General features: G+C 72.7%; 20 protein-coding genes and 1 tRNA gene. 9 read left to right on the top strand and 12 right to left on the bottom strand.

Going from position 1 to position 20,477, the window contains the following annotated elements:
• Positions 1-78: 78 nt before the first annotated feature.
• A complete protein-coding gene (gene ppk2, locus DE149_RS06225) occupies positions 79-993 on the bottom strand; it encodes a polyphosphate kinase 2 (protein ID WP_010078895.1) in 915 nt (304 codons plus the stop codon).
• Between the two features lie 205 nt (positions 994-1,198).
• A complete protein-coding gene (locus DE149_RS06220) occupies positions 1,199-1,699 on the bottom strand; it encodes a hypothetical protein (protein WP_036312781.1) in 501 nt (166 codons plus the stop codon).
• A 138-nt stretch (positions 1,700-1,837) separates the two neighbouring features.
• Here DE149_RS06220 and DE149_RS06215 point away from each other — a divergent pair, with 138 nt between their 5' ends.
• Positions 1,838-2,422 carry a hypothetical protein gene (locus DE149_RS06215; RefSeq protein ID WP_036381286.1) on the top strand — a complete coding sequence of 195 codons (585 nt, stop codon included), beginning with the start codon at positions 1,838-1,840 and terminating at the stop codon, positions 2,420-2,422.
• Here DE149_RS06215 and DE149_RS06210 read toward each other — a convergent pair.
• The 5 genes from DE149_RS06210 to DE149_RS06190 all read right to left on the bottom strand — a co-directional run bounded on the left by DE149_RS06210 (position 2,409) and on the right by DE149_RS06190 (position 4,683).
• A complete protein-coding gene (locus DE149_RS06210; protein ID WP_010078898.1) occupies positions 2,409-2,753 on the bottom strand; it encodes an AzlD domain-containing protein in 345 nt (114 codons plus the stop codon). The two genes, DE149_RS06215 and DE149_RS06210, sit on opposite strands and share 14 nt — an antisense overlap.
• Positions 2,750-3,577, bottom strand: a complete 828-nt coding sequence (locus tag DE149_RS06205) for an AzlC family ABC transporter permease (RefSeq protein WP_233490715.1) — start codon at positions 3,575-3,577, stop codon at positions 2,750-2,752. Before DE149_RS06205 ends, DE149_RS06210 begins: the two co-directional genes overlap by 4 nt.
• A gap of 86 nt (positions 3,578-3,663) precedes the next feature.
• Positions 3,664-3,737: transfer RNA gene (locus DE149_RS06200), tRNA-Val, on the bottom strand.
• Between the two features lie 15 nt (positions 3,738-3,752).
• Positions 3,753-4,259, bottom strand: coding sequence for a redoxin domain-containing protein (locus DE149_RS06195; RefSeq protein WP_095353764.1), 507 nt, complete (start codon positions 4,257-4,259; stop codon positions 3,753-3,755).
• Positions 4,252-4,683, bottom strand: a complete 432-nt coding sequence (locus DE149_RS06190; RefSeq protein WP_113914179.1) for a DUF3052 domain-containing protein — start codon at positions 4,681-4,683, stop codon at positions 4,252-4,254. The genes DE149_RS06195 and DE149_RS06190 overlap by 8 nt, the downstream gene beginning before the upstream one ends.
• 254 nt (positions 4,684-4,937) lie before the next feature.
• On the opposite strand from DE149_RS06190, the gene aceE reads away from it, so the two are divergent.
• The 6 genes from aceE to fabF all read left to right on the top strand — a co-directional run bounded on the left by aceE (position 4,938) and on the right by fabF (position 12,858).
• A complete protein-coding gene (aceE, locus tag DE149_RS06185; RefSeq protein WP_044659133.1) occupies positions 4,938-7,688 on the top strand; it encodes a pyruvate dehydrogenase (acetyl-transferring), homodimeric type in 2,751 nt (916 codons plus the stop codon).
• A 124-nt stretch (positions 7,689-7,812) separates the two neighbouring features.
• Positions 7,813-9,015: a CdaR family transcriptional regulator gene (locus DE149_RS06180; RefSeq protein ID WP_044659134.1), complete on the top strand. Its 1,203-nt coding sequence runs from the start codon at positions 7,813-7,815 to the stop codon at positions 9,013-9,015.
• 106 nt (positions 9,016-9,121) lie between these two features.
• Positions 9,122-10,045, top strand: coding sequence for an ACP S-malonyltransferase (locus tag DE149_RS06175; RefSeq protein ID WP_113914178.1), 924 nt, complete (start codon positions 9,122-9,124; stop codon positions 10,043-10,045).
• 32 nt (positions 10,046-10,077) lie between these two features.
• On the top strand, positions 10,078-11,130 hold the full coding sequence (locus DE149_RS06170) for a beta-ketoacyl-ACP synthase III (protein ID WP_073115556.1): 1,053 nt from the start codon (positions 10,078-10,080) through the stop codon (positions 11,128-11,130).
• A 61-nt stretch (positions 11,131-11,191) separates the two neighbouring features.
• Positions 11,192-11,437: an acyl carrier protein gene (locus DE149_RS06165; protein WP_010078906.1), complete on the top strand. Its 246-nt coding sequence runs from the start codon at positions 11,192-11,194 to the stop codon at positions 11,435-11,437.
• A gap of 176 nt (positions 11,438-11,613) precedes the next feature.
• Entirely contained in the window at positions 11,614-12,858 is a 1,245-nt protein-coding gene (fabF, locus tag DE149_RS06160; RefSeq protein WP_073115558.1) for a beta-ketoacyl-ACP synthase II, read from the top strand.
• Positions 12,859-12,886: 28 nt separating this feature from the next.
• On the opposite strand, the gene DE149_RS06155 is transcribed toward fabF, so the two are convergent.
• The 4 genes from DE149_RS06155 to DE149_RS06140 all read right to left on the bottom strand — a co-directional run bounded on the left by DE149_RS06155 (position 12,887) and on the right by DE149_RS06140 (position 17,336).
• Positions 12,887-13,390: a DUF3145 domain-containing protein gene (locus tag DE149_RS06155; RefSeq protein ID WP_073115561.1), complete on the bottom strand. Its 504-nt coding sequence runs from the start codon at positions 13,388-13,390 to the stop codon at positions 12,887-12,889.
• Between the two features lie 170 nt (positions 13,391-13,560).
• Positions 13,561-14,601, bottom strand: a complete 1,041-nt coding sequence (locus DE149_RS06150) for a tyrosine recombinase XerC (RefSeq protein ID WP_113914177.1) — start codon at positions 14,599-14,601, stop codon at positions 13,561-13,563.
• Positions 14,602-14,658: 57 nt separating this feature from the next.
• A complete protein-coding gene (locus DE149_RS06145; RefSeq protein WP_036312818.1) occupies positions 14,659-15,927 on the bottom strand; it encodes a DNA-processing protein DprA in 1,269 nt (422 codons plus the stop codon).
• A complete protein-coding gene (locus tag DE149_RS06140; protein ID WP_113914176.1) occupies positions 15,924-17,336 on the bottom strand; it encodes a YifB family Mg chelatase-like AAA ATPase in 1,413 nt (470 codons plus the stop codon). The genes DE149_RS06145 and DE149_RS06140 overlap by 4 nt, the downstream gene beginning before the upstream one ends.
• Before the next feature lie 161 nt (positions 17,337-17,497).
• Here DE149_RS06140 and DE149_RS06135 point away from each other — a divergent pair, with 161 nt between their 5' ends.
• Entirely contained in the window at positions 17,498-17,815 is a 318-nt protein-coding gene (locus DE149_RS06135) for a hypothetical protein (protein WP_147084465.1), read from the top strand.
• 479 nt (positions 17,816-18,294) lie between these two features.
• Here the strand turns inward: DE149_RS06135 and DE149_RS06130 are convergent, their stop codons facing one another.
• The gene (locus DE149_RS06130) at positions 18,295-18,930 is read right to left on the bottom strand and encodes a hypothetical protein (protein WP_036381788.1); all 636 of its coding nucleotides are present in this window, start codon (positions 18,928-18,930) and stop codon (positions 18,295-18,297) included.
• Between the two features lie 536 nt (positions 18,931-19,466).
• Between DE149_RS06130 and DE149_RS06125 the strand changes: the two genes are divergently transcribed.
• On the top strand, positions 19,467-19,835 hold the full coding sequence (locus DE149_RS06125) for a hypothetical protein (protein ID WP_113914174.1): 369 nt from the start codon (positions 19,467-19,469) through the stop codon (positions 19,833-19,835).
• Positions 19,836-20,477 lie beyond the last annotated feature (642 nt).

Genomic DNA, 20,477 nt, shown 5'->3' with positions numbered 1-20,477 from the left:
GCGGGGGCCTCCTGTGGCTCGGACGGTGGGACGGGCCGTGCCGGACACGGACCCGCCCCCAGCCTACGTCGACCGCGGTCAGTCCCCCACGGCGTCGCGGCCGCGGCGCACGATCAGCGGGTCCGGGGTGCCGACGACCTCGTGGTCCTTGCCCTCGTACTCGAACTGGGACAGGAAGTAGCGCATCGCGTTGAGGCGGGCCCGCTTCTTGTCGTTGGAGCGGATGGAGATCCACGGGGCGTGGTCCGTGTCCGTGTGGAGGAACATGGCCTCCTTGGCCTCCGTGTACGCCTCCCAGCGGTCCAGGGACTCGAGGTCCATGGGCGAGAGCTTCCACTGGCGGACCGGGTCGATCTGGCGGATCGCGAAGCGCGTGCGCTGCTCGGTCTGCGTGACAGAGAACCAGAACTTGGTGAGGTGGATGCCGTCGTCCACGAGCATCTTCTCGAACAGCGGCACCTGGTTCATGAAGCGGCGGTACTGCTCGTCCGTGGCGAAGCCCATCACGCGCTCGACGCCGGCGCGGTTGTACCACGATCGGTCGAACAGCACGATCTCGCCCGCCGTGGGGAAGTGCTGGATGTAGCGCTGGAAGTACCACTGGCCGAGCTCGCGGTCCGAGGGCTTGTTGAGGGCCACGACGCGGGCGGTGCGGGGGTTCAGGTGCTCGGTGAAGCGCTTGATGGTGCCGCCCTTGCCGGCGGCGTCGCGGCCCTCGAAGACGATGATGTGGCGCTGGCCGGTGTCCTCGCCCCAGTACTGCAGCTTGAGCAGTTCGATCTGCAGGCGGTACTTCTCCAGCTCGTACTCCTCGCGCGTCATGCGCGTCTCGTACGGGTAGTCCTCCCTCCACGTCTCCACGGCACGGCCCTGCGGATCGATCAGGTCGGGATCGTTGGTGTGGCCGTCCGAGACGGTGTAGCCGCCGTCGCGCAGCTTGTCGATGAACTCGCGGAGGTTCTCGCGGGGGGCGTCGGGCTGCAGCAGCTCCATGGACCGTCTCCTTCACTGGGTGCGTCACCGTGCCCGTCCGTCCCCCTCCTCGGTACGACGGCGGCGGGCCGCGGCCTGTGCTCTGTCCACCATTATGGGCGGGCGGCGGACGAGGAAGCCGGGCCCGGCAGCGCAGCCGCGTGAACAGCAGGTGAACCCTGGGAGGCGAACGGTCGCGGCCCCGGGCCGACGAGTGTCGGCCTGCTCAGCCGCGCGGGCCGACGCCCAGGAGCTCGTCGATCGCCGCGACGGCGGCACGCGCCGCGTCGACGTCGGCGAACTGCGCGACGGCGTCGTCGTACCGGCGGTGCCCGGGAAGCTTGAGGCCGACGGAGGCGCCGTCCGTGGCGGGGAGGATCCAGATCCGGCCGCGCGGCTCGACGTCGCGCTGCTCGGCCACGTCGGCCTCCTCGAACTCGCGGTCGTAGCCGGCCCACTCGATACCGGGCCGCGGGGTGTCGGCACCGTCGAGGACGTCACGGCCGCCCATGCGCAGACAGGTGACGGACTGCAGGAGCGCGTCCAGGGTGCGGGCGGCGGCCTTGCCGGCCAGCTCGTCCTGGAAGAGGGCGAGGATGGACCATTGCCCGTCCTGGAGGAAGAGCATGGTCTGCTGCGCCTCGCCCCCGGTGATGACGGCGAGGTGACGGGCGGCGCCGTCGGGACGTGCGGGCAGCTTCCAGAAGCCGAGGGGGGTCGCGGACATGCGCTCCACCCTAGTGCGCCCCGGACGCCGACGACGCGCCGCCGCCCGGCCCCTGCCCCGCATCCCGGGTTGAGTTGTCGCGGGTGCGCGGGCCCGTCACCCGCGACAACTCAACCCGGGATGCGGGAGGGTGGGCCGATGGGCCTGCTCCGCGACCTCCTCACCCGCCGCTCCGCCCGCGACCGCTCCTCCGACCCGACGGCGACGCTCGGCCGACACCTCGACAACGCCGCGGCGATCGTGGCCGCCGCACGCCGGGCGGACGTTCCGCTCGCGGTGGCGGCGGCCCTGGCCGAGCTCGAGTCCGGCGGCCGGAACGTCTTCGGGCACGACGCCGGCGGCGTGCACAGCGCCCCGCGCGGGACGGACGTCCCCGTAACCCGGGAGCGCTACGAGGAGCTCGTGGCCCGGGTGGCGCAGGGTGAGAAGTCCAACGGCGTGGGGCCCGCGCAGATCACGTGGCCGCCGTACTTCGCGCAGGCGGCGGAGCACGGCCTCCACCTGTGGGAGCCGGAGGACAACCTGGCCTTGGGGCTGGAGATCCTGCGCGGTCACCTGCGCGGCGACCTCTCCGCGGAGGGGATCGCCCGGGCGGGGACGCTCTACAACGCCGGGACGCTGTCAGACGGGGTCACCGCCTACGGCCGGCGCCTCGCCGCGGCGACCCGCGCATGGGCCGAACGCCTGGGCGAGCCCGCCCCGCCGCCGGTCAGGCCAGGTTGACCAACAGCACGTACGCCAGCGTGCCGGCGGCGATCGAGACCAGGGTCCGCCGCCCGGCCAGCAGATGCACGACGACTGTCACCGCCGCCGCGATCAGCGCGTGGGCCACCCGCGTCCCGTCCACGGGCTCTCCAGGGGCCAGCGCCGCGGCGTCGAGCAGCATCACGAGGGCCAGGATGGTCAGCACGCCGGCAGGCATCCACACCGCCAGCCGCGCGGCGAGCACGGACTCCCGCAGCGGCTGCAGCAGTGCGAACGGCAACGCGCGCAGGCAGAAGGTCACGAGGCCCGCGACGACGGCCGCGGCCACCAGGTACGCGGCGCCGGTCATCGGGGGTCCTCCTCGACGCCGGGCTCGGCATCCGTGACGGCCCGCTCCCCCGCCGCGGCGACGACGGGCACCGGCCCGGTGACGGGCACGGGCTCAGGCAGCGGCAGGGCGGTCCCGCGCGCGGCGAGCACGTGGAACGCGATCAGCACCGCGGCGTAGAGGGCGAAGGCGACGACGAGCACCTGTGCCGGTGCCATCAGCAGGGCCACCCCGACGGCGACCGCGGCCGCCAGCACGAGGGGCAGCTGGGCGCGTGTGCGGGCGGCGTCCATGGCGAGCACGATGAAGAGGGCGACGAGCGCGAACTCCAGGCCCTCCACCGGCCCGGGCAGCAGCCAGGCCACGGCCACCCCGGCGAGGCCCCCGAGCACCCAGTACGCCTGCAAAGCGACCTGCATGGCCACCAGTCGGGGGCCGGTCCAGCCGCGGGGCCGGGCGGCGGCGATGGCGTAGGCCTCGTCGATCAGGGCACCCATCGAGTAGATCCGCGCGAGGCGCCCCCGGACCACGCGCAGCGGGAAGCTGAACGCATAGAACACGTGGCGGAAGTTCACCAGGAACACCGTCACGGCGATCGTGAGCAGCGGCGTGCCCGCCACCACCAGCGAGACGAGCAGCAGCTCGACGGACCCGGCGAACACGACCACGGAGAACAGGGGTGCGACCCACGCGGGCAGCCCGGCCTGGACCACGAGCATCCCGAAGGCCATGCCCAGCGGGAACAGGCCGAGGCCGGCGCCCAGCGTCACGGCGACGCCGGAGCGCACCTCGGCCCACCGCGAGGGCGGAACGGGGGCGCGCAAGGACTCTGTCGAGGAGCTCATGATGGTGAGCATGGTCTCACACGCGCTCGGCGGGCCAGCGACATGACGGGGCGGGGTGTCACGCCATGTCATGGCCGCGCGATCGGTGCACCCGGAGGGACTCGAACCCCCGACCCTCTCGGTGTAAACGAGATGCTCTGACCAACTGAGCTACAGGTGCCGGTGTCCGTCCAGGCTACCGGTGAGCGAGCAGGTCGCGCGTCGCCGCCTCGTGCTCGCCCCGGGTGCGTGCCTGTCCCGGGGCGGCGACCACGCGCGCGACCTCGACCCCGTCCGCGTCGAGCAGCACGGAGACGCGGCGGGGCCGCCCGGTCTCCGCGTCGAAGACGTCGAGGGCACGGCAGGCCGCGCCGTGGGGCCAGAAATCGGAGAGCAGGGTGAGCGGCTCCGGCAGTGCCAGCTCCTCGCGGACGCGGCGCAGCACGGGGGCGGCGTCACACGAGACCACGCGGACAGCCACATCGTCGACCGCCACGTCCTCGGCGAGCGCCCTGAGCCAGCCGAGCTCGCCCGTGCACACCGGTGTGAACGCCCCGGGCAGGAAGACGAGCCACGTGCCCCGCGGCGCGGCGGCGTCCTCGGGCCCGCGCGTCGGCGGCCACGGCCACCTCTGGCCGTGGTCGTCGCGCAGCGCGGGGACGACGTCGGCGCCCCGCGTCCCGCCGGACGGGGGCTCAGCCACCGCGCTTCTGGACGAGCTTCTGAGCGGCCCAGTCCTCGGAGGCACCGGCCCCGGTGGTGGCGTGCAGGCCCGCGGTGGAGGCGGCCTCGGCGACGTCCGCCGGGCTGACGTGGCCGGGGCGCCCCTTGCGGGGGGTCATGATCCAGACGGGGCCGGCATCGAGGGAGCGCTGGGCGTCCACGAGGGCGTCCGCGAGATCGGTGACGTCGCCGTCGTCCGCGCGCCACCAGAAGAGGACCGCGTCCGCCGGCTCCTGGTCGTCCTCGGTCAGCAGCTCCTCGCCGAGCGCGTCCTCGAGCGCGTCGCGGAAGGTGACGTCGACGTCGTCGTCGTACCCCCACTCCTGCACCAGGTCGCCCCTCGAGAGGGCGAGCTCCGCCAGCAGGGCGCTGTCCGTCGAGGTCGGCGTCGACCCAGCCTGCATAGTGTCCGGTCCTCCTTGATGGTGGCGGGCACTGCGGCCCGCGCCGTCGAGCGGGTGATGATGACCACCATACGCCGTGGACGCCGCCGTTCCGGGGCCTCCGGCCGGGCGGACGCGGCGGCTCCGGTCTACTCTGGGGAGGAACAGACGCACTCTCCGGGCGACGCGCCCGGCTCGGCGTCGCGGGCCCGGACCGGATCGTCTGCCCGCAGCCCACCGCGGAGCACCCCTCCGCACGAGAACCAGGAGGCACCGTGAGCGCAGCCGAAGAGAGCTCGCAGATCCGCAGCGGTCTGACCGACCAGCTCCCGGACAAGGATCCCCAGGAGACGTCGGAGTGGATCGAGTCCCTCGACGGACTCATCGAGGAGCGCGGCACGGAGCGGGCGCAGTACATCATGCGCTCCCTCATGCAGCGCGCGAGCGCCCAGTCCGTCGCCCTGCCCTACGTGACCACCACGGACTACGTGAACACGATCCCGGCGGACCAGGAGCCGGAGTACCCGGGCGACGAGGAGCTCGAGCGCCGCTACCGCAACTACCTGCGGTGGAACGCCATGGCCCTCGTGCAGCGCGCCCAGCGCGACGGCGTCGGCGTCGGCGGTCACATCTCCTCCTACGCAGGCCAGGCGACCCTCTACGAGGTGGGCCTGAACCACTTCTTCCGCGGCCAGGACCACCCGGGCGGCGGCGACCACATCTTCTTCCAGGGCCACTCCTCGCCGGGCAACTACGCCCGAGCCTTCCTCGAGGGCCGCCTGACCGAGGAGGACCTCGACGGCTTCCGCCAGGAGAAGTCCCGCCAGGGCCACGGCCTGCCCTCCTACCCGCACCCGCGGATGATGCCGCACTTCTGGCAGTACCCCACCGTGTCCATGGGCCTGGGGCCGATGAACGCCATCTTCCAGGCGCAGACCAACCGGTACCTGCACAACAACGGCATCAAGGACACCTCCGACCAGCACGTGTGGGCCTTCCTCGGCGACGGCGAGATGGACGAGCCCGAGTCGCGCGGCCAGCTGCACATCGCGGCCAACGACAAGCTCGACAACCTCACCTTCGTCATCAACTGCAACCTGCAGCGTCTCGACGGGCCGGTGCGCGGCAACGGCAAGATCGTCCAGGAGCTGGAGTCCTACTTCCGGGGCGCCGGCTGGAACGTCATCAAGGTCCTGTGGGGCCGCGAGTGGGATCCGCTGCTCGAGGCCGACGACGAGGGCGAGCTCGTGCGCATCATGAACGAGACGCTCGACGGCGACTACCAGACCTACAAGGCCGAGTCCGGCGGCTTCGTGCGCGACCACTTCTTCGGCCGGTCCTCCGTCACCAAGGAGATGGTGGCGGACATGACCGACGACGAGATCTGGGGCCTCAAGCGTGGCGGCCACGACTACAAGAAGGTGTACGCCGCCTACAAGGCCGCCATGGAGCACAAGGGCCAGCCCACCGTGATCCTGGCCCACACCATCAAGGGCTACGGCCTGGGCAAGTCCTTCGAGGGTCGCAACGCCACGCACCAGATGAAGAAGCTGACGGTGGACGACCTCAAGGTGTTCCGGGACCGCCACCGCATCCCGATCTCGGACGAGCAGATCGAGAAGGACCCGTACGACATCCCGTACTACCACCCGGGCGCCGACGCTCCGGAGATCACGTACATGATGGAGCGGCGCAAGGAGCTGGGCGGCTTCGTGCCGGAGCGGCGCAGCGACTACCACGCGATCCCGCTGCCCCCGGAGTCCGCGTACAAGCAGGCCCGCAAGGGATCGGGCAAGCAGCAGGCCGCCACGACCATGGCGTTCGTGCGCCTGCTCAAGGACCTGATGCGGGACAAGAACATGGGACCGCGCTTCGTGCCGATCATCCCGGACGAGGCCCGCACCTTCGGCATGGACTCGTTCTTCCCGACCGCGAAGATCTACAACCCCAAGGGCCAGAACTACCTGTCCGTGGACCGGGACCTGTTCCTGTCCTACAAGGAGTCCCCGCAGGGGAAGATCTACCACGTCGGCATCAACGAGGACGGCGCCACCGCGGCGTTCAACGCGATCGGCACGGCGTACTCCACGCACGGCGAGCCGATGATCCCGGTGTACATCTTCTACTCGATGTTCGGCTTCCAGCGGACCGCGGACAACATCTGGGCCGCAGGCGACCAGCTCGCGCGCGGCTTCATGATCGGCGCCACCGCCGGGCGCACCACCCTCGCCGGCGAGGGCACCCAGCACATGGACGGTCACTCCCCCGTCCTGGCGTCCACGAACCCGGCCGTGAAGCACTACGACCCGGCGTACTCGTACGAGATCGCCCACATCGTGCGCCAGGGCCTGGAGGACATGTACGGCGACCACGACCGCGGGGACGACGTCCGCAACGTCATCTACTACCTCACGGTGTACAACGAGCCGATCACCCACATCGAGGAGCCCGAGGGCCTCGACGTGGAGGGCCTGCTCAAGGGCATCTACCGCCTCTCCGAGGGCCAGGGCGACGGCCCGAAGGTCCAGCTCCTGGGCTCCGGCGTCTCCGTGCCGTGGGCGCTCGACGCCCAGCGGATCCTCTCCGAGGAGTGGGGCGTGAACGCCTCCGTGTGGTCGGTGACCTCCTACAACGAGCTGTACCGCGACGCCGTCGCGGCGGAGAAGGACGCCCTGAAGGACCCGTCCGCCACCCCGCGCGTGCCCTACGTGACGCAGGCGCTGCAGGGGGCCGAGGGCCCGATCGTGGCCACCTCGGACTACTCCACCTCGTGGACGAACCAGATCCGCCCGTTCGTGCCGAACCGCTTCTCGGCGCTCGGCGCCGACGAGTTCGGCTTCGCGGACACCCGCGCCGCCGCCCGTCGGTACTTCCTCATCGACACCCACTCGATGGTGGTCCGCGCGCTGCAGCTCCTCGAGGAGGAGGGCGAGGTCGAGCGGGGCACGGCCGCGAAGGCGCACGAGAAGTACCGCCTGGACGACGTCAACGCCGGCACCACCGGCATCGCGGGCGGCGACGCCTGACCCGCATGCCGCGGGGAGGCCGACGCCCTCCCGTCCCGACGCCGGCCGCTCGCCTCCGCCAGGGAGGCGAGCGGCCGGCGTCGTCGCTGTAGGAACCCCACAACACGCGCCTAGGATGAAGCGCATGCCCGAGCCCCGCCCCGCCGCCCCTCGCCCCGTGAGCACCGACGGGCTGGCCCGCCTCAGGAGCCACCTGGGGGCCCTGAACACGGCGGTGCTGCAGCGGCTGGACGCCACCCTGCCCTGGTACCGCCGACTCACCCCGGACGAGCGCAGCGCCCTCGGGCTCGTGGCCCAGCGCGCCCTGCAGGGCTTCCTCACGTGGTTCGAGCGGCCCACCTCCACGGGCCACGTCCTGCAGGACGTCTTCGGGCCCGCGCCCACCGATCTCACCGGGGCGATCTCGCTGCAGCGGGCCCTCCAGCTCATCCGGACGATGGTGGACGTCGTCGAGACGCGGGTGCCGGAGCTGCTGGCCGAGCGCGACCAGGCGCCCGTCCGCGAGCACATCCTCCACTACTCGCGCGAGGTCGCGTTCGCGCTCGCAGACGTGTACGCCCGGGCCGCGGAGATGCGCGGAGCGATGGACTCGCGGCTCGAGTCGGTCCTGCTGGACGCGGTGCTGCGCGGGCAGGACCCGGACGAGATCCGGCACCGGGCCACCGCGCTGGGCTGGCGTGGGGACCACGACGTGATGGTCATGGCGGGTCTCGCCCCGGGGCAGGACAAGCCCGCGTTCATCCCGGACCTGCGGCGGGCCGCGGCGAGGCTCGACTGCGACCTGCTCGTGGGCGTGCAGTCCGAACGGCTCGTCCTCGTGGTCGGCTCGGTGCGGGACGCGCGGGCGGTGGGCGAGGCGCTCGCGCCCTGGTTCGCGCCGGGACCGGTGATCGTGGGACCCGTCGTGGACTCGCTGGTCTCGGCGCACGTCTCGGCGCGGCACACCCTCGCCGGGCTCAGCGCCGCGGCCGCCCACCCCCGGGCGAGCCGGCCCACCCCGGCGGAGGACCTGCTGCCCGAGCGGGCGCTGCTGGGCGACCCCACGGCCCGGGAGGCCCTCGTGGACGGGGTGTTCACGCCCCTGGCCGACGCCGGCACCTCCCTGCTGGAGACCGTGGACGCGTACGGCGCGCTGGGCCACTCGCTCGAGGGCACGGCCCGCGAGCTGTTCGTCCACGCGAACACCGTGCGGTACCGCCTCAAGCGGGTGGCTGAGGTGACCGGCTGGGACCCGCTGGTCCCCCGCGACGCGTACGTCCTGCAGACCGCGATCACCCTGGGCCGGCTCGCGGGGGCGCGGCAGACGACCGGGGACGGGTCGGACTGAGCCGGGGCGGCGCACACCCCCGCTTGTAGAAACCCTCCAAACCGACTCGCCGTGCTTCGTGGCGCGATCTGCCCGGGATGGCGGCCGATCCTGACACGATGGAGGAATGCTTGCCATCGTGTGCCCCGGACAGGGGTCCCAGACGCCCGGCTTCCTCGCCCCCTGGCTCGAGCTGGACGGGACCCGCGACCTGCTCGCATCCCTCTCCGACGCCGCGGGCGTGGACCTGATCCGCCACGGCACTGAGTCGGACGAGGAGACCATCAAGGACACCGCCGTCGCCCAGCCGCTGATCGTGGCGGCCGGCCTCGTGGCCGCCGCGGCCCTCGAGGCGGACGCCGCCGCACCGAAGTCGACCGTCGTGGCCGGCCACTCCGTGGGCGAGGTCACCGCGGCCGCCGTCACCGGCGTGCTGTCCCCCGCCGAGGCCCTCTCCCTGGTGCGCGTGCGCGCCACCGGCATGGCCCGGGCCGCCGCGGCCACGCCCACGGGCATGGCCGCCGTCGTGGGTGGGGACCAGGACGAGGTCCTCGCGGCCATCGACGCGGCGGGCCTGACGCCCGCCAATGTCAACGGCGCCGGCCAGATCGTCGCCGCCGGCACCGCGGAGGCCCTCGGCGCGCTCGCCGAGTCCGCCCCCGCCCGCGCCCGCGTGATCCCGCTCAAGGTGGCCGGCGCGTTCCACACGGAGCACATGCGCCCCGCCGTGGACGACCTCGCGGCCCACGTCGCCGGCCTCTCCCCCTCGGACCCGCGCCTGCCCCTGCTGTCCAACCGGGACGGCGAGGCCGTCGAGTCCGGCACGGACGTGCTCGCCCGGATCGTGGACCAGGTCACCCGCCCGGTCCGCTGGGACCTGTGCATGGCGACCATGGCCACGCGGCAGGTCACGGGCGTTCTGGAGCTGCTGCCCGGTGGCACACTGACCGGACTGGCCAAGCGCGGTCTCAAGGGCACCGCGCAGCTCGCCGTGAAGACCCCCGAGGACCTGGACGCCGCGCGGGCGTTCCTGGCCGAGCACTCGGCCTGAACCCCGCGCACCGCCCGGCAGAGAGAAGCACCATGACCGTCACCCTGAAGCAGCACGAGCGCCCCGCGGCCAGCCGCATCGTGGCCGTGGGCGCCTACCGCCCGGCGAACCTGGTCCCCAATGAGGACCTCGTCGGCCCCATCGACTCGTCGGACGAGTGGATCCGCCAGCGCACCGGCATCGTCACGCGCCAGCGCGCCACGGCGGAGGAGACCGTGCCCGTCATGGCCGTGGGCGCCGCCCGGGAGGCCCTCGAGCGGGCCGGCCTGCAGGGCTCGGACCTGGACGCCGTGATCGTCTCGACCGTCACCTTCCCGCACGCCACCCCCTCGGCCGCGGCCCTCGTGGCGCACGAGATCGGCGCCACCCCGGCGCCCGCCTACGACGTCTCCGCCGCGTGCGCCGGCTACTGCTACGGCGTCGCGCAGGCCGACGCGCTCGTGCGCTCCGGCACCGCGCGGCACGTGCTCGTGGTCGGCGTCGAGCGCCTCTCCGACGTCGTGGATCCCACGGACCGCTCCATCTCCTTCCTCCTGGGCGACGGCGCGGGCGCCGTGATCGTGTCGGCCGCGGACGAGCCGGGCATCTCCCCCTCGGTGTGGGGTTCGGACGGGGAGCGCTGGTCCACGATCTCCATGACGCACTCGCAGCTGGAGCTGCGCGATGCCGTGGAGCACGCCCGCACCACGGGCGACGCCTCGGCGATCACCGGCGCGGAGGGGATGCTCTGGCCCACGCTGCGCCAGGACGGGCCCTCCGTCTTCCGCTGGGCCGTGTGGTCGATGGCGAAGGTGGCCCGCGAGGCCCTCGACGCCGCGGGCGTGGAGCCCGAGGACCTCGCCGCGTTCATCCCGCACCAGGCCAACATGCGGATCATCGACGAGTTCGCCAAGCAGCTGAAGCTGCCGGAGTCCGTCGTCGTGGCCCGGGACATCGCGGACGCCGGCAACACGTCGGCCGCGTCCATCCCGCTGGCCATGCACCGTCTGCTGGAGGAGAACCCCGAGCTCTCCGGCGGCCTGGCCCTGCAGATCGGTTTCGGCGCCGGGCTGGTCTACGGCGCCCAGGTGGTCCGTCTCCCCTGAGGCGGCGCCGTCTGATTCACTGTCCACGTACACCCCACACCCCTACCGAAGGAGACGCCCCATGGCTTCCAAGGAAGAGATCCTCGCCGGCCTCGCCGAGATCGTGAACGAGGAGACCGGCCTCGACACCGCCGAGGTGCAGCCGGAGAAGTCCTTCACGGACGATCTGGACATCGACTCGATCTCGATGATGACCATCGTGGTCAACGCCGAGGACAAGTTCGGCGTGAAGATCCCGGACGAGGAGGTCAAGAACCTCAAGACCGTCCAGGACGCCGTCGACTTCATCGACGGCGCCCAGGCCTGATCGGCCCACGACGGCGGCGGGCCCGGCCCGCCCCGTCCCCTCGGTGAGCGCCGGGGGCGTGTGAGCGCCCCCGGCGCCCGACACCCTCGACTTCCGGCACCCCGGCGCGCGCCGCGCGTCGTGCCGACGACACCCCTCCGCCCGATCCCCACTCGAGACCCAGAGGCAGCAGACCCATGACCCGCACCGCAGTGATCACCGGCCTCGGCGCCACCACGCCCATCGGCGGCGACGTGCCCACCTTCTGGTCCCACGCCCTGCAGGGCGTCTCCGGTGCGCGCACCATGGAGCACGACTGGGTGGAGAAGTACGAGCTGCCCGTCACCTTCGCGGCCGAGCTGACCGTGCCCACCTCCGAGGTCCTCTCCAAGGTGGAGCAGAAGCGCCAGGACCCGGCCACCCAGATGGCGACCGTCGCCGCGCGCGAGGCCTGGAAGGACGCCGGCCTCGAGGGCGCGGAGGTCGACGGCGACCGGCTCGCCGTGGCCTTCGGCACCGGCATCGGCGGCGTGTGGACCCTCCTGGACGGCTGGGACACCCTGCGCGAGCGCGGCCCGCGCCGCGTGCTGCCCATGACCGTCCCGATGCTCATGCCCAACGGCGCCGCCGGCGCGCTCTCCCTCGAGTTCGGCGCCCGCGCCGGCGCCCGCACGGTGGTGTCCGCGTGCGCCGCCGGCACCGAGGCGCTCGAGACCGCGCTGCTGCTCGTCCGCTCCGGCCAGGCCGACGTCGTGATCTGCGGCGCCGCCGAGGCCGCCGTGCACCCGCTGCCGATGGCCGCGTTCGCCGCGATGCAGGCGCTGTCCAAGCGCAACGACGACCCGCAGTCCGCGTCCCGCCCCTACGACGTGGACCGCGACGGCTTCGTCCTCGGTGAGGGCGCCGGCGTCATGGTGATCGAGTCGGAGGAGCACGCGAAGGCCCGCGGCGCACGCGTCTACGCCGAGCTGGCCGGCACGGGCGTCAGCTCCGACTCCCACCACATCACCGCGCCCGAGCCCGAGGGCCTGGGCGCGACCCGTGCGATGCGCGCCGCTCTGAGGTCGGCCGACATCACCCCCGAGGACGTGTGCCACGTGAACGCCCACGCGACGTCCACGCCCAAGGGCGACGCCCCGGAATACCTGGCCATGCGGGCCGTGTTCGGCGACCACCTGGAGCAGGTGCAGGTCTCGGCCACGAAGTCCCAGACCGGCCATCTGCTGGGCGCCTCGGGCGCGATCGAGTCGATCCTGTCCGTGCTCGCCGTCCACCACGGCCAGGCGCCCGTGACCATCAACCTGGACCACCAGGACCCGGAGATCCCGCTGAACGTGGTCACCGGCTCCCCCGCCCGCCTGCCCGAGGGGCCGCGCGTGGCCGTGAAGAACTCGTTCGGCTTCGGCGGCCACAACGCGGTGGCCGTGTTCCGCAGCGTCTGAGCCGGAGCGCCGCCGACCGGACGAGGGGTCAGACGGCGCGGTGCAGCCAGCGCACGTTGGCGTGGGCGGCGGCCAGCCGGAACGGCTCGAGCTCATCGTCCCAGGCCTCGCCGAGCGCGAGGGAGAGTTCGTGCATCAGCACGCTGGGATCGCCCGCGCCGGCCTCGTAGGCGTACCGGATGCGGTCCTCGGAGACCATGATGTTGCCGGAGACGTCCGTGGTGGCGTGGAAGATGCCGAGGTCCGGGGTGTGGGACCAGCGCGAGCCGTCAACCCCGGCGGACGGCTCCTCCGTGATCTCGAAGCGCAGGTGCGGCCAGCCACGCAGGGCGGAGGCCAGACGCGCACCGGTGCCGGCGGTCGCCGTCCAGTGCACCTCGGCGCGGTGCTGGCCGGGCGCGACCGGCTGACCCTCCCACTCCACCGAGGTCGCGGGGCCGAGCACGGAGCTCAGCGCCCACTCCACGTGGGGGCAGAGGGCGGTGGGGGCGGAGAGGATGTGGACCACGCCGCGGGTATGGGTGCTGGTCATGGATGCCTCCGGGGGTGCGATGCGGTGCGTCTTCCCCTACGACCACGTCGCGGCTCCGGTGGATCCTGGGGCCATTGTGCACCAGGGATGCCGGGCCGGCAACGAGGCGGCGCGCCGCCGCGCGTGTCGCTATGGCGCAGGGGACGGGCCGGGGGTGCTCCGGGGAGGCGTCAGGCGCGTGGGTGGGCCTGCCGGTAGCCCTCGCGGAGGCGATCGATCGAGACGTGTGTGTAGACCTGCGTGGTGCGCAGGGACGCATGCCCCAGCAGCTCCTGCACGCTGCGCAGGTCGGCGCCGCCGTCGAGGAGGTGGGTCGCGGCCGTGTGGCGCAGCGCGTGCGGCCCGCGCGCCGCGGTGTCCCCCAGGCCCTCGAGTGCCCGGTCGACGACGGTGCGCGCTTGGCGCACCCCCAGCCGGCCGCCGCGCGCGCCGAGGAAGAGGGCGGGGCCGGAGTCCGGCCGGGCCAGGCGGGGGCGACCGAGCCGCTGCCACTCCTGGAGGGCGCGGCCCGCGGGTGCGCCGTAGGGGACGGTGCGCTGCCGGTCTCCCTTGCCGGTCAGCCGGACGACGCCGCGGCCGGCCTCGAGGTCGTCCACGTCCAGGGCGGAGAGTTCGGCCACCCGGGCGCCGGTGGCGTAGAGCAGCTCGAGCAGGGCGGCGTCCCGCAGGGCCAGCGCGTGGGCGGCAGGGTCGTCGCCCGCGGCGGCGGCGTCCACACGCTCCTGGGCAGCCGCGAGGAGCCGGGTCGCCTGCTGCTCCTGGAGCACGTGGGGCAGCGTCCCCTCGGGTCGGGGCGAGCGCAGCCGCAGGGCGGGGTCGTCCGAGCGCAGGCCCTCCCGGCGCAGCCAGGCCGTGAAGGTGCGGACGGCGGCCACCCGGCGGGCCAGGGTCGCGCGGGCGAGGCCGGCCCCGCTCATGGCCGCCAACCAGCCACGCAGGTCCTCGATGTCCAGCTCGGCGAGGACGTCCGGTGCGCTGGGCACGTGGCGAGCGAGGGCGTCGTCATCCACGGCGGGCGCCGCCGCGGTGCCGGCTGTGCCGGCGACGTGGTCGATGAGGGCGCGCAGATCGGCGAGGTACGCGCGCACGGTCTGGGGGCTGCGGTTCCGCTCGTGGCGCAGGTGCTCCTCGAACGCCTCGAGCCAGGCCGTGTCCCGGGGCGAGGGGGCGCGCGGGACCGGGACGGGACGGACGGAGGACGACGGGGTCATCCCCCCACTCTGCCATCCGCCCCAGGGCGGCGCCGCCCGGGAGCACGCGGCCGGAGGTCATCCCCGCCGCCACCGGTCCTCGACCCGTTCGGCCAGGCCCGCCCGCTGCAGCCGGGACAGGCACGCCAGGACGGTGGGCAGCGCGAGCCCGGCGCTGACGGTGATCCGGTCGACGGGCACCGCCTGGCGCAGGGGCAGCGCCTCGTGGACGAGGGCCTCCTCCATCGTGAGCCCGTCGGTGGGCCGCGCGGCGGACTCGGGAGCTGCCCGGGTGGAGGTGCTCCCGCCCGCGCCGCCGCTCCGGGCGGGCCCCTGGCCGAGCAGGGCGAGGGCCTCCTGCTCGGTGGTCACGAGACGGGCGGGGCTCTCCTGCAGCAGACGGTGGCAACCGGCGGAGCTGGGCGAGGTCACGGGGCCGGGGACCACGCCCACCTCGCGGCCGAGGCCGAACGCGTGGCCCGCCGTGTTCTGCGCCCCCGACCGCCAGCGCGCCTCGACCACCAGCACGGCCCCCGCGAGCGCGGCGATGACCCGGTTGCGCTGCAGGAACCGGTACCGCGTGGGACTCGCACCGGGCGGCATCTCGGACACGAGCAGCCCGGCGGCCATCACCGCGCGAAGCAGGTCCTCGTGGCCGGCCGGGTAGAACCGGTCGAGGCCGCCGGCCAGCACCGCCACCGTGGGCGGGACGCCGTCGCGATCCGCCGCGTCTTCCGGTGCGGCGGGCGCCTGCAGCGCGGCCCGGTGGGCGGCGCCGTCGATGCCGTACGCACCGCCGGAGATCACGCACGCGCCCTGCTGGACGGCGTGGGCGGCGCAGCGGGCGGTCACGGTCCGTCCGTACGCGGTCGCCTCCCGGCTGCCGACGACGGCGAGCATCCGGTCCGCGGGAGGCAGCGTTCCGGAGCCGCGGAACCACAGGCCCAGGGGCGCCTCCTCGCCCAGGTCCGCCAGGGCGGCGGGCCAGGCGTCGTCCTCGGGGATCAGCAGGCCTCCCCCGAGCCGGTGCAGAGTCACGAGGTCACGCTCCGGCTCCAGCCGGGCGGCCCGGGGCGCCCAGCGGGCCAGCCCCGCGGCCCAGCGCCGGGGCAGCGTGTCGGGCGCGCCGGCGCGATCGGCGAGCAGATCGCGCTCGGCGGGCTGGATCGTCTCCCGGCCCGTGAGCAGGGCGAGCGCCCGCTCCGGCCCCAGCGCCGTGACGGTCTGCACCGCGAGCGCGTCCCCGGGCTCGACCAGCCGGGTCAGGGCGGCGCGGGCGAGCCGGGCGGCGTCCGGCCGGCGCGGCCCGGCGACGTGGTCTGCCGCCGGGGTGACGTAGGTGGTCATGCGTCCTCCTCGTTCTGGTGGCGCAGCGTGAGTGCCACGTCGGTGTCCTCGGGTGCGGGCCGTTCGGCGCCGCGCAGGTCTGCCAGGGTCCAGGCGAGGCGCAGGACGCGGGCGTGGCCGCGCGCGCTCAGCAGGCCCTGGTCGACGGCGTCGTCCGCGGGCCGGCGGGCCGCCCGGGGCACGGCGTACGGGCCGTGCCGCAGCACCCCGGCGGGGACGTGCGCGTTGCGGCGCAGCCCGGACGGGACGAGCCCGCGCTCGGCGGCGGCGGCCCAGCGCCGAGCCTGCCGGTCGGCGGCCGCGGCGACCCGGGCGGCCACCTGCGACGTGGTCTCGGAGGCGGGCGCCCCCGTGAGCTGCCGCGCGTCGACGGGCCGTACGGTGACCTGCAGGTCGACGCGATCCAGCAGCGGCCCGGAGAGCCGCTGGGCGTAGCGCCGGCGTTCGGGCACGCTGCACCGGCATTCGACGCCCGTGCCGCCGCCCTTGCCGCACGGGCAGGGGTTGGCGGCCAGCACCAGCTGGAACCGGGCCGGGTAGACGACGGCGCCGAGGGCCCGGTGCAGCAGCACCTCCCCGGACTCGAGGGGCTGGCGCAGCGCCTCGAGGGTGCGCCGTTCGAACTCGGGGGCCTCGTCCAGGAACAGCACGCCGCCGTGGGCGAGGGAGGCCGCTCCCGGCCGGGCGAGGCCGCTGCCGCCGCCCACGAGGGCCGAGCGGGACGCCGAGTGGTGGGGTGCCTCGAACGGCGGGGTCCGGTCGATGTCACCGTCGAACCCCTGGGCCGTCCCGCCCCTGCGCCGGACACGGGCGTCGCCGCCGCGGAGGGAGCGCAGGGCGGCGCACTCGAGCGCGGTGCGCCGGTCCAGGGGAGGCAGGATTCCGGGCAGGCGCTCGGCGAGCATGGTCTTGCCCGCCCCCGGGGCGCCCATGAGCAGCAGGTGGTGGGCGCCGGCGGCTGCGACCTCGAGCGCGAACCGGGCCTCGGCCTGTCCGGCGACCTCGGCGAGGTCGGGCACCGCACGGGCCGGCTCCGGTTCCGGGGCTGTCACCTGCCGTCGGGCCGGGCGGTGGGGCGGCTCTCCGTCCGGTTCCCCGCCGAAGGCGCGGATGACGTCGTGCAGATGGGCGAAGCCGCGGACCTCGGCGCCGGGGACCAGTCGGGCCTCGGCCTCCGCATCCTCGGCGACGACCACCTCGGAGCACCCCGCGTCGACGGCGGCCATCACCATCGCCACGGTCTCCGGCGAGCGGTGCAGGGCGCCGTCGAGGCCGAGCTCGGCCAGGAACACGGGCCCCTCGACGTTCCGCACCCGCCCGTCCGCGGCGTAGGCCGCCAGGACGATCGCCAGGGCATTAGTACAACTAAGACGCCCAAACGTAAGAATGCCCCGGCGGTGCTGGAACACCCCGGGGCGTGGACACCACGTGAGTTAGGACGTGACGCCGTGAACCAGCCTACCCGTACCCTCCCCAGCATCCTCCAGCCCGTCGCCCGCGCCGTCACTTGCACGGCGCTCACGGTGGCGGGCTTCTTCCTTCTCTCCGCCCCGTCTCTTCTCGTGGGGGCGTGCTGACAATGGGCGACTACTACCAGGACAACTCGGCCCGCGTCCTCGCGCACATCGGCGCGCACCACGACGCGGACCCCGGCCCCCTCGCGGACGCTGGACGCGCCCACCACGGCGACATGCACGCCGGGGTCATGGTCGGCCAGGACGGCACCATTCACGCACACACACGCCGCGACGCCGCCGGTACGTATCGAGTCCACCTGCCCGGCGAGGACGTGCCTGTAGACCTGTGGGCGGCTCGTGAGCGCCGTGTCATCGGCCCCACGGTCCATGTGCCCCTGTGGCGCGTCTTCACCGGCCAGGGCGTGCCCTAGAGCCTCCGGCCCCCACACGCGGGGCCGCGTCCTGCCCACCGTCCTAGCGCCGGTGGACGGCACGAGGTCACAGCGTGATCCTCCAGCGTCTACAGCCCTCTGTGCTGCCAATCATGAGGGCGCGGTGACACCCCTCCCGAACGCTCCCGAACCGCCGGGGCGAGGACGGCCAGAGCTCGGCCAGTCCTAGGGCCACACGAGAGACACCCGCCGATCGGCGGGGGTCTACTCGGCGTGGGCAAATGCTGCTGAGTGGGGGCGGAGGGCGGCGGGTTTTCTGGGATGAGGGACCGGGAGACCTGTGCCCGTAGGGCTCCGCTAGCCCCGTAGGGGCCTGGCAACCACCTACCCAGTCCGGCCCTCGCAGTAGAACACCACCCTCGGAAACACACCACGGCCCCGACTCTCCCGCGATGGGAGGGCCGGGGCCGTGGTGTGTGGTCCTTGTGCGTGTGAAGCGATTAGAGGCAGCTGCCTTGTCACACGCCCACGAGCTGACGCGTCCGAGACATCCCCGGCGTCGGCTCATGCATCACAAAAGACTCTCGGGACTGAAGTTCGTCGGTGGCCCCAAGGAAGCGCTGCTGCAGCTCCCGTAAAGTGACAGAGTCGTCGAGGCGCTCGGCCCCTTCAGTCACACCCTTGTGCACATCCAGAACCCACAACTCTTCGGCACCGACCGGAGTTACCAGTGCGGCCGTCTCCCCTTCCAGCAGCTGCTCGGAGACCCACCCAATGGTGTCGTCCAGCTCGCAGATGATGAAAATCACCTCGCCGGTGGAGTTAGGCCGAGCATTGTCAATGGGCTCGGGAGTCTCCTCGAGGAGGCGCTCCAGCGCCTCCCAGGTGTCACGACGCGAAGCGGACGGTACATCAAATGGCCGGTCCACCTTCACGCGCATGAACCACTCTCGATCCTCAAGCTGCTCATAGGTCTGCCGGTGCACCTGGAGCTGATAATCGCCCTCAAGGCCCGACTCCGCGAGTAGAGCCGGGATGCGTTCGGTTTCGTAGGCATCGGGCGAATCACTGCCGGCGAAAAGTGCGGGCACCTGGGGACTAATCAGGCCGTAAGCGTTCGTGTCGTATCGCGAGACAATTGCGTGCACGTTCACGTCACCAGCCTCCTTGCTTCTTCGTTCGACAGGCCGATTTGGGTTACTAGTAGTCGTCGCACCTCGATTGAGGTGACTTCACGAGAATCATGGAACGCCCAACGAACTCGTGTGTGCGTTTCTGACTCCAACCAGCAATGCGATCCGGGACCAGAATCTGGCACTTCTCTATAGCCAAGCTTCTTGCAGAGGATGCGTTTTAGTTTCGGGGCCCCGATGGATGGAAAACCATTTCCACCCATCGAACCCCTCCGAGACTGTCAACTAGACCGACGTGGAACCCGATCCCTGCCGATCGGGTGACTTCAGAGTGTACTACGACGATGAACGCAATGTGAACAAATGATGACGTCACGGGGACCTGTCCGCCGAGCAGTCGCGCTCGGGTGGCCCGCGCGTCCACTGCCCTCCACTACCCTGGGATCAGCGCCGCCCGCCGCATCCCCCCCCTCCGCTGGCCTGGCGGCGTCAGGTGCCCCCGGTCGATCCCGTTTCAAGGCCGGGGGCACCGCCCCCCCGTAGGCGATTGAGGCAACATGACTAACGGCGCACAGTTCTACGAGGCCTACCTCCTGTCCATGCCCCTGATTCTCGGCGCGACCGTCTACACGGGTGAGAAAGTCCGAGAGGCGTCATCACGCGCAAACTACTGGGGCGCGCAGGCAGTGGCCTACGCAACGGCTCTATCCGTCATGGTCGGCTTTACCGGTGCGTTCGTCGGCCTCGCGAACGGTGGCGCGGGACCATTCTGGGACAAGCTCATCCTGTACTCGTCGATCTTCAATGTCGGAGGACTGACAGGCGTGGTCGCCGCGCAGGGCCTCTTTGTCGAGCGTCCGCCGCGGCGAACTGAACAGACGAAGGTGGAGCACGGCGGAGACGATGCCCACCAGAGCGAGGGATAGAAAAGTCTCAAACGTCACTTCTTCTCCACCTCTTCTCGGCCGCGCGCACTCGTCGCGCCACGGGCAGGGGTAGTTCTCGGAGGAAAAAACGGTCCCGCAACCCCCAACGCCGCCCGCACCTCGGGGTCATCCATCCACGCGATAAACGCGGCACGGTCCCATTCCCGCCGGAGCGTCACCCCGGCCACGCGCAGCCGGTACGGGACACCGCCCGCGCTCCAGACGCGCACCGGCCCGTGCGAGGTCGTGAATGAGCATTGCGTGATCCGGTTCGGGTCGGTCGCAGCGGGCATCACCGGGGCCACGAGGTCACGCCGGGCGAGCCTGCGCCTACTCATTGCGCACCACCCAACCCAACGCGAGCATCCCCGCCGGCGTGAGGCCCAACTGTGCCCCCAGGTGGCGCATCTCCTGCGCCTGCCAGGCGGACGCGGTACCCCCATAGACCGCCGTCGCATGGACGATGTACGCGGCCACAGCGGCGATAAACGAGTCATCCCACTGCGTCGCCTGCGGCGACTGCCACAGGTTCCGCCACAGGGCGCGCTCCTCACGGGACCAGTCCCGCATCTTCGGCAAAGCGGGAACGGGCAGAGTGCAGCCCTCAGCGGGCAGCTCAGTGAGGTTTGAGCGCGTTCCCGT

This window comes from Micrococcus sp. KT16, assembly GCF_003315015.1.
GTDB lineage: Bacteria > Actinomycetota > Actinomycetes > Actinomycetales > Micrococcaceae > Micrococcus > Micrococcus luteus.
The sequence above is the reverse complement of the archived record's forward strand: the minus strand, read 5'-3'. Positions and strand labels throughout refer to the sequence as shown.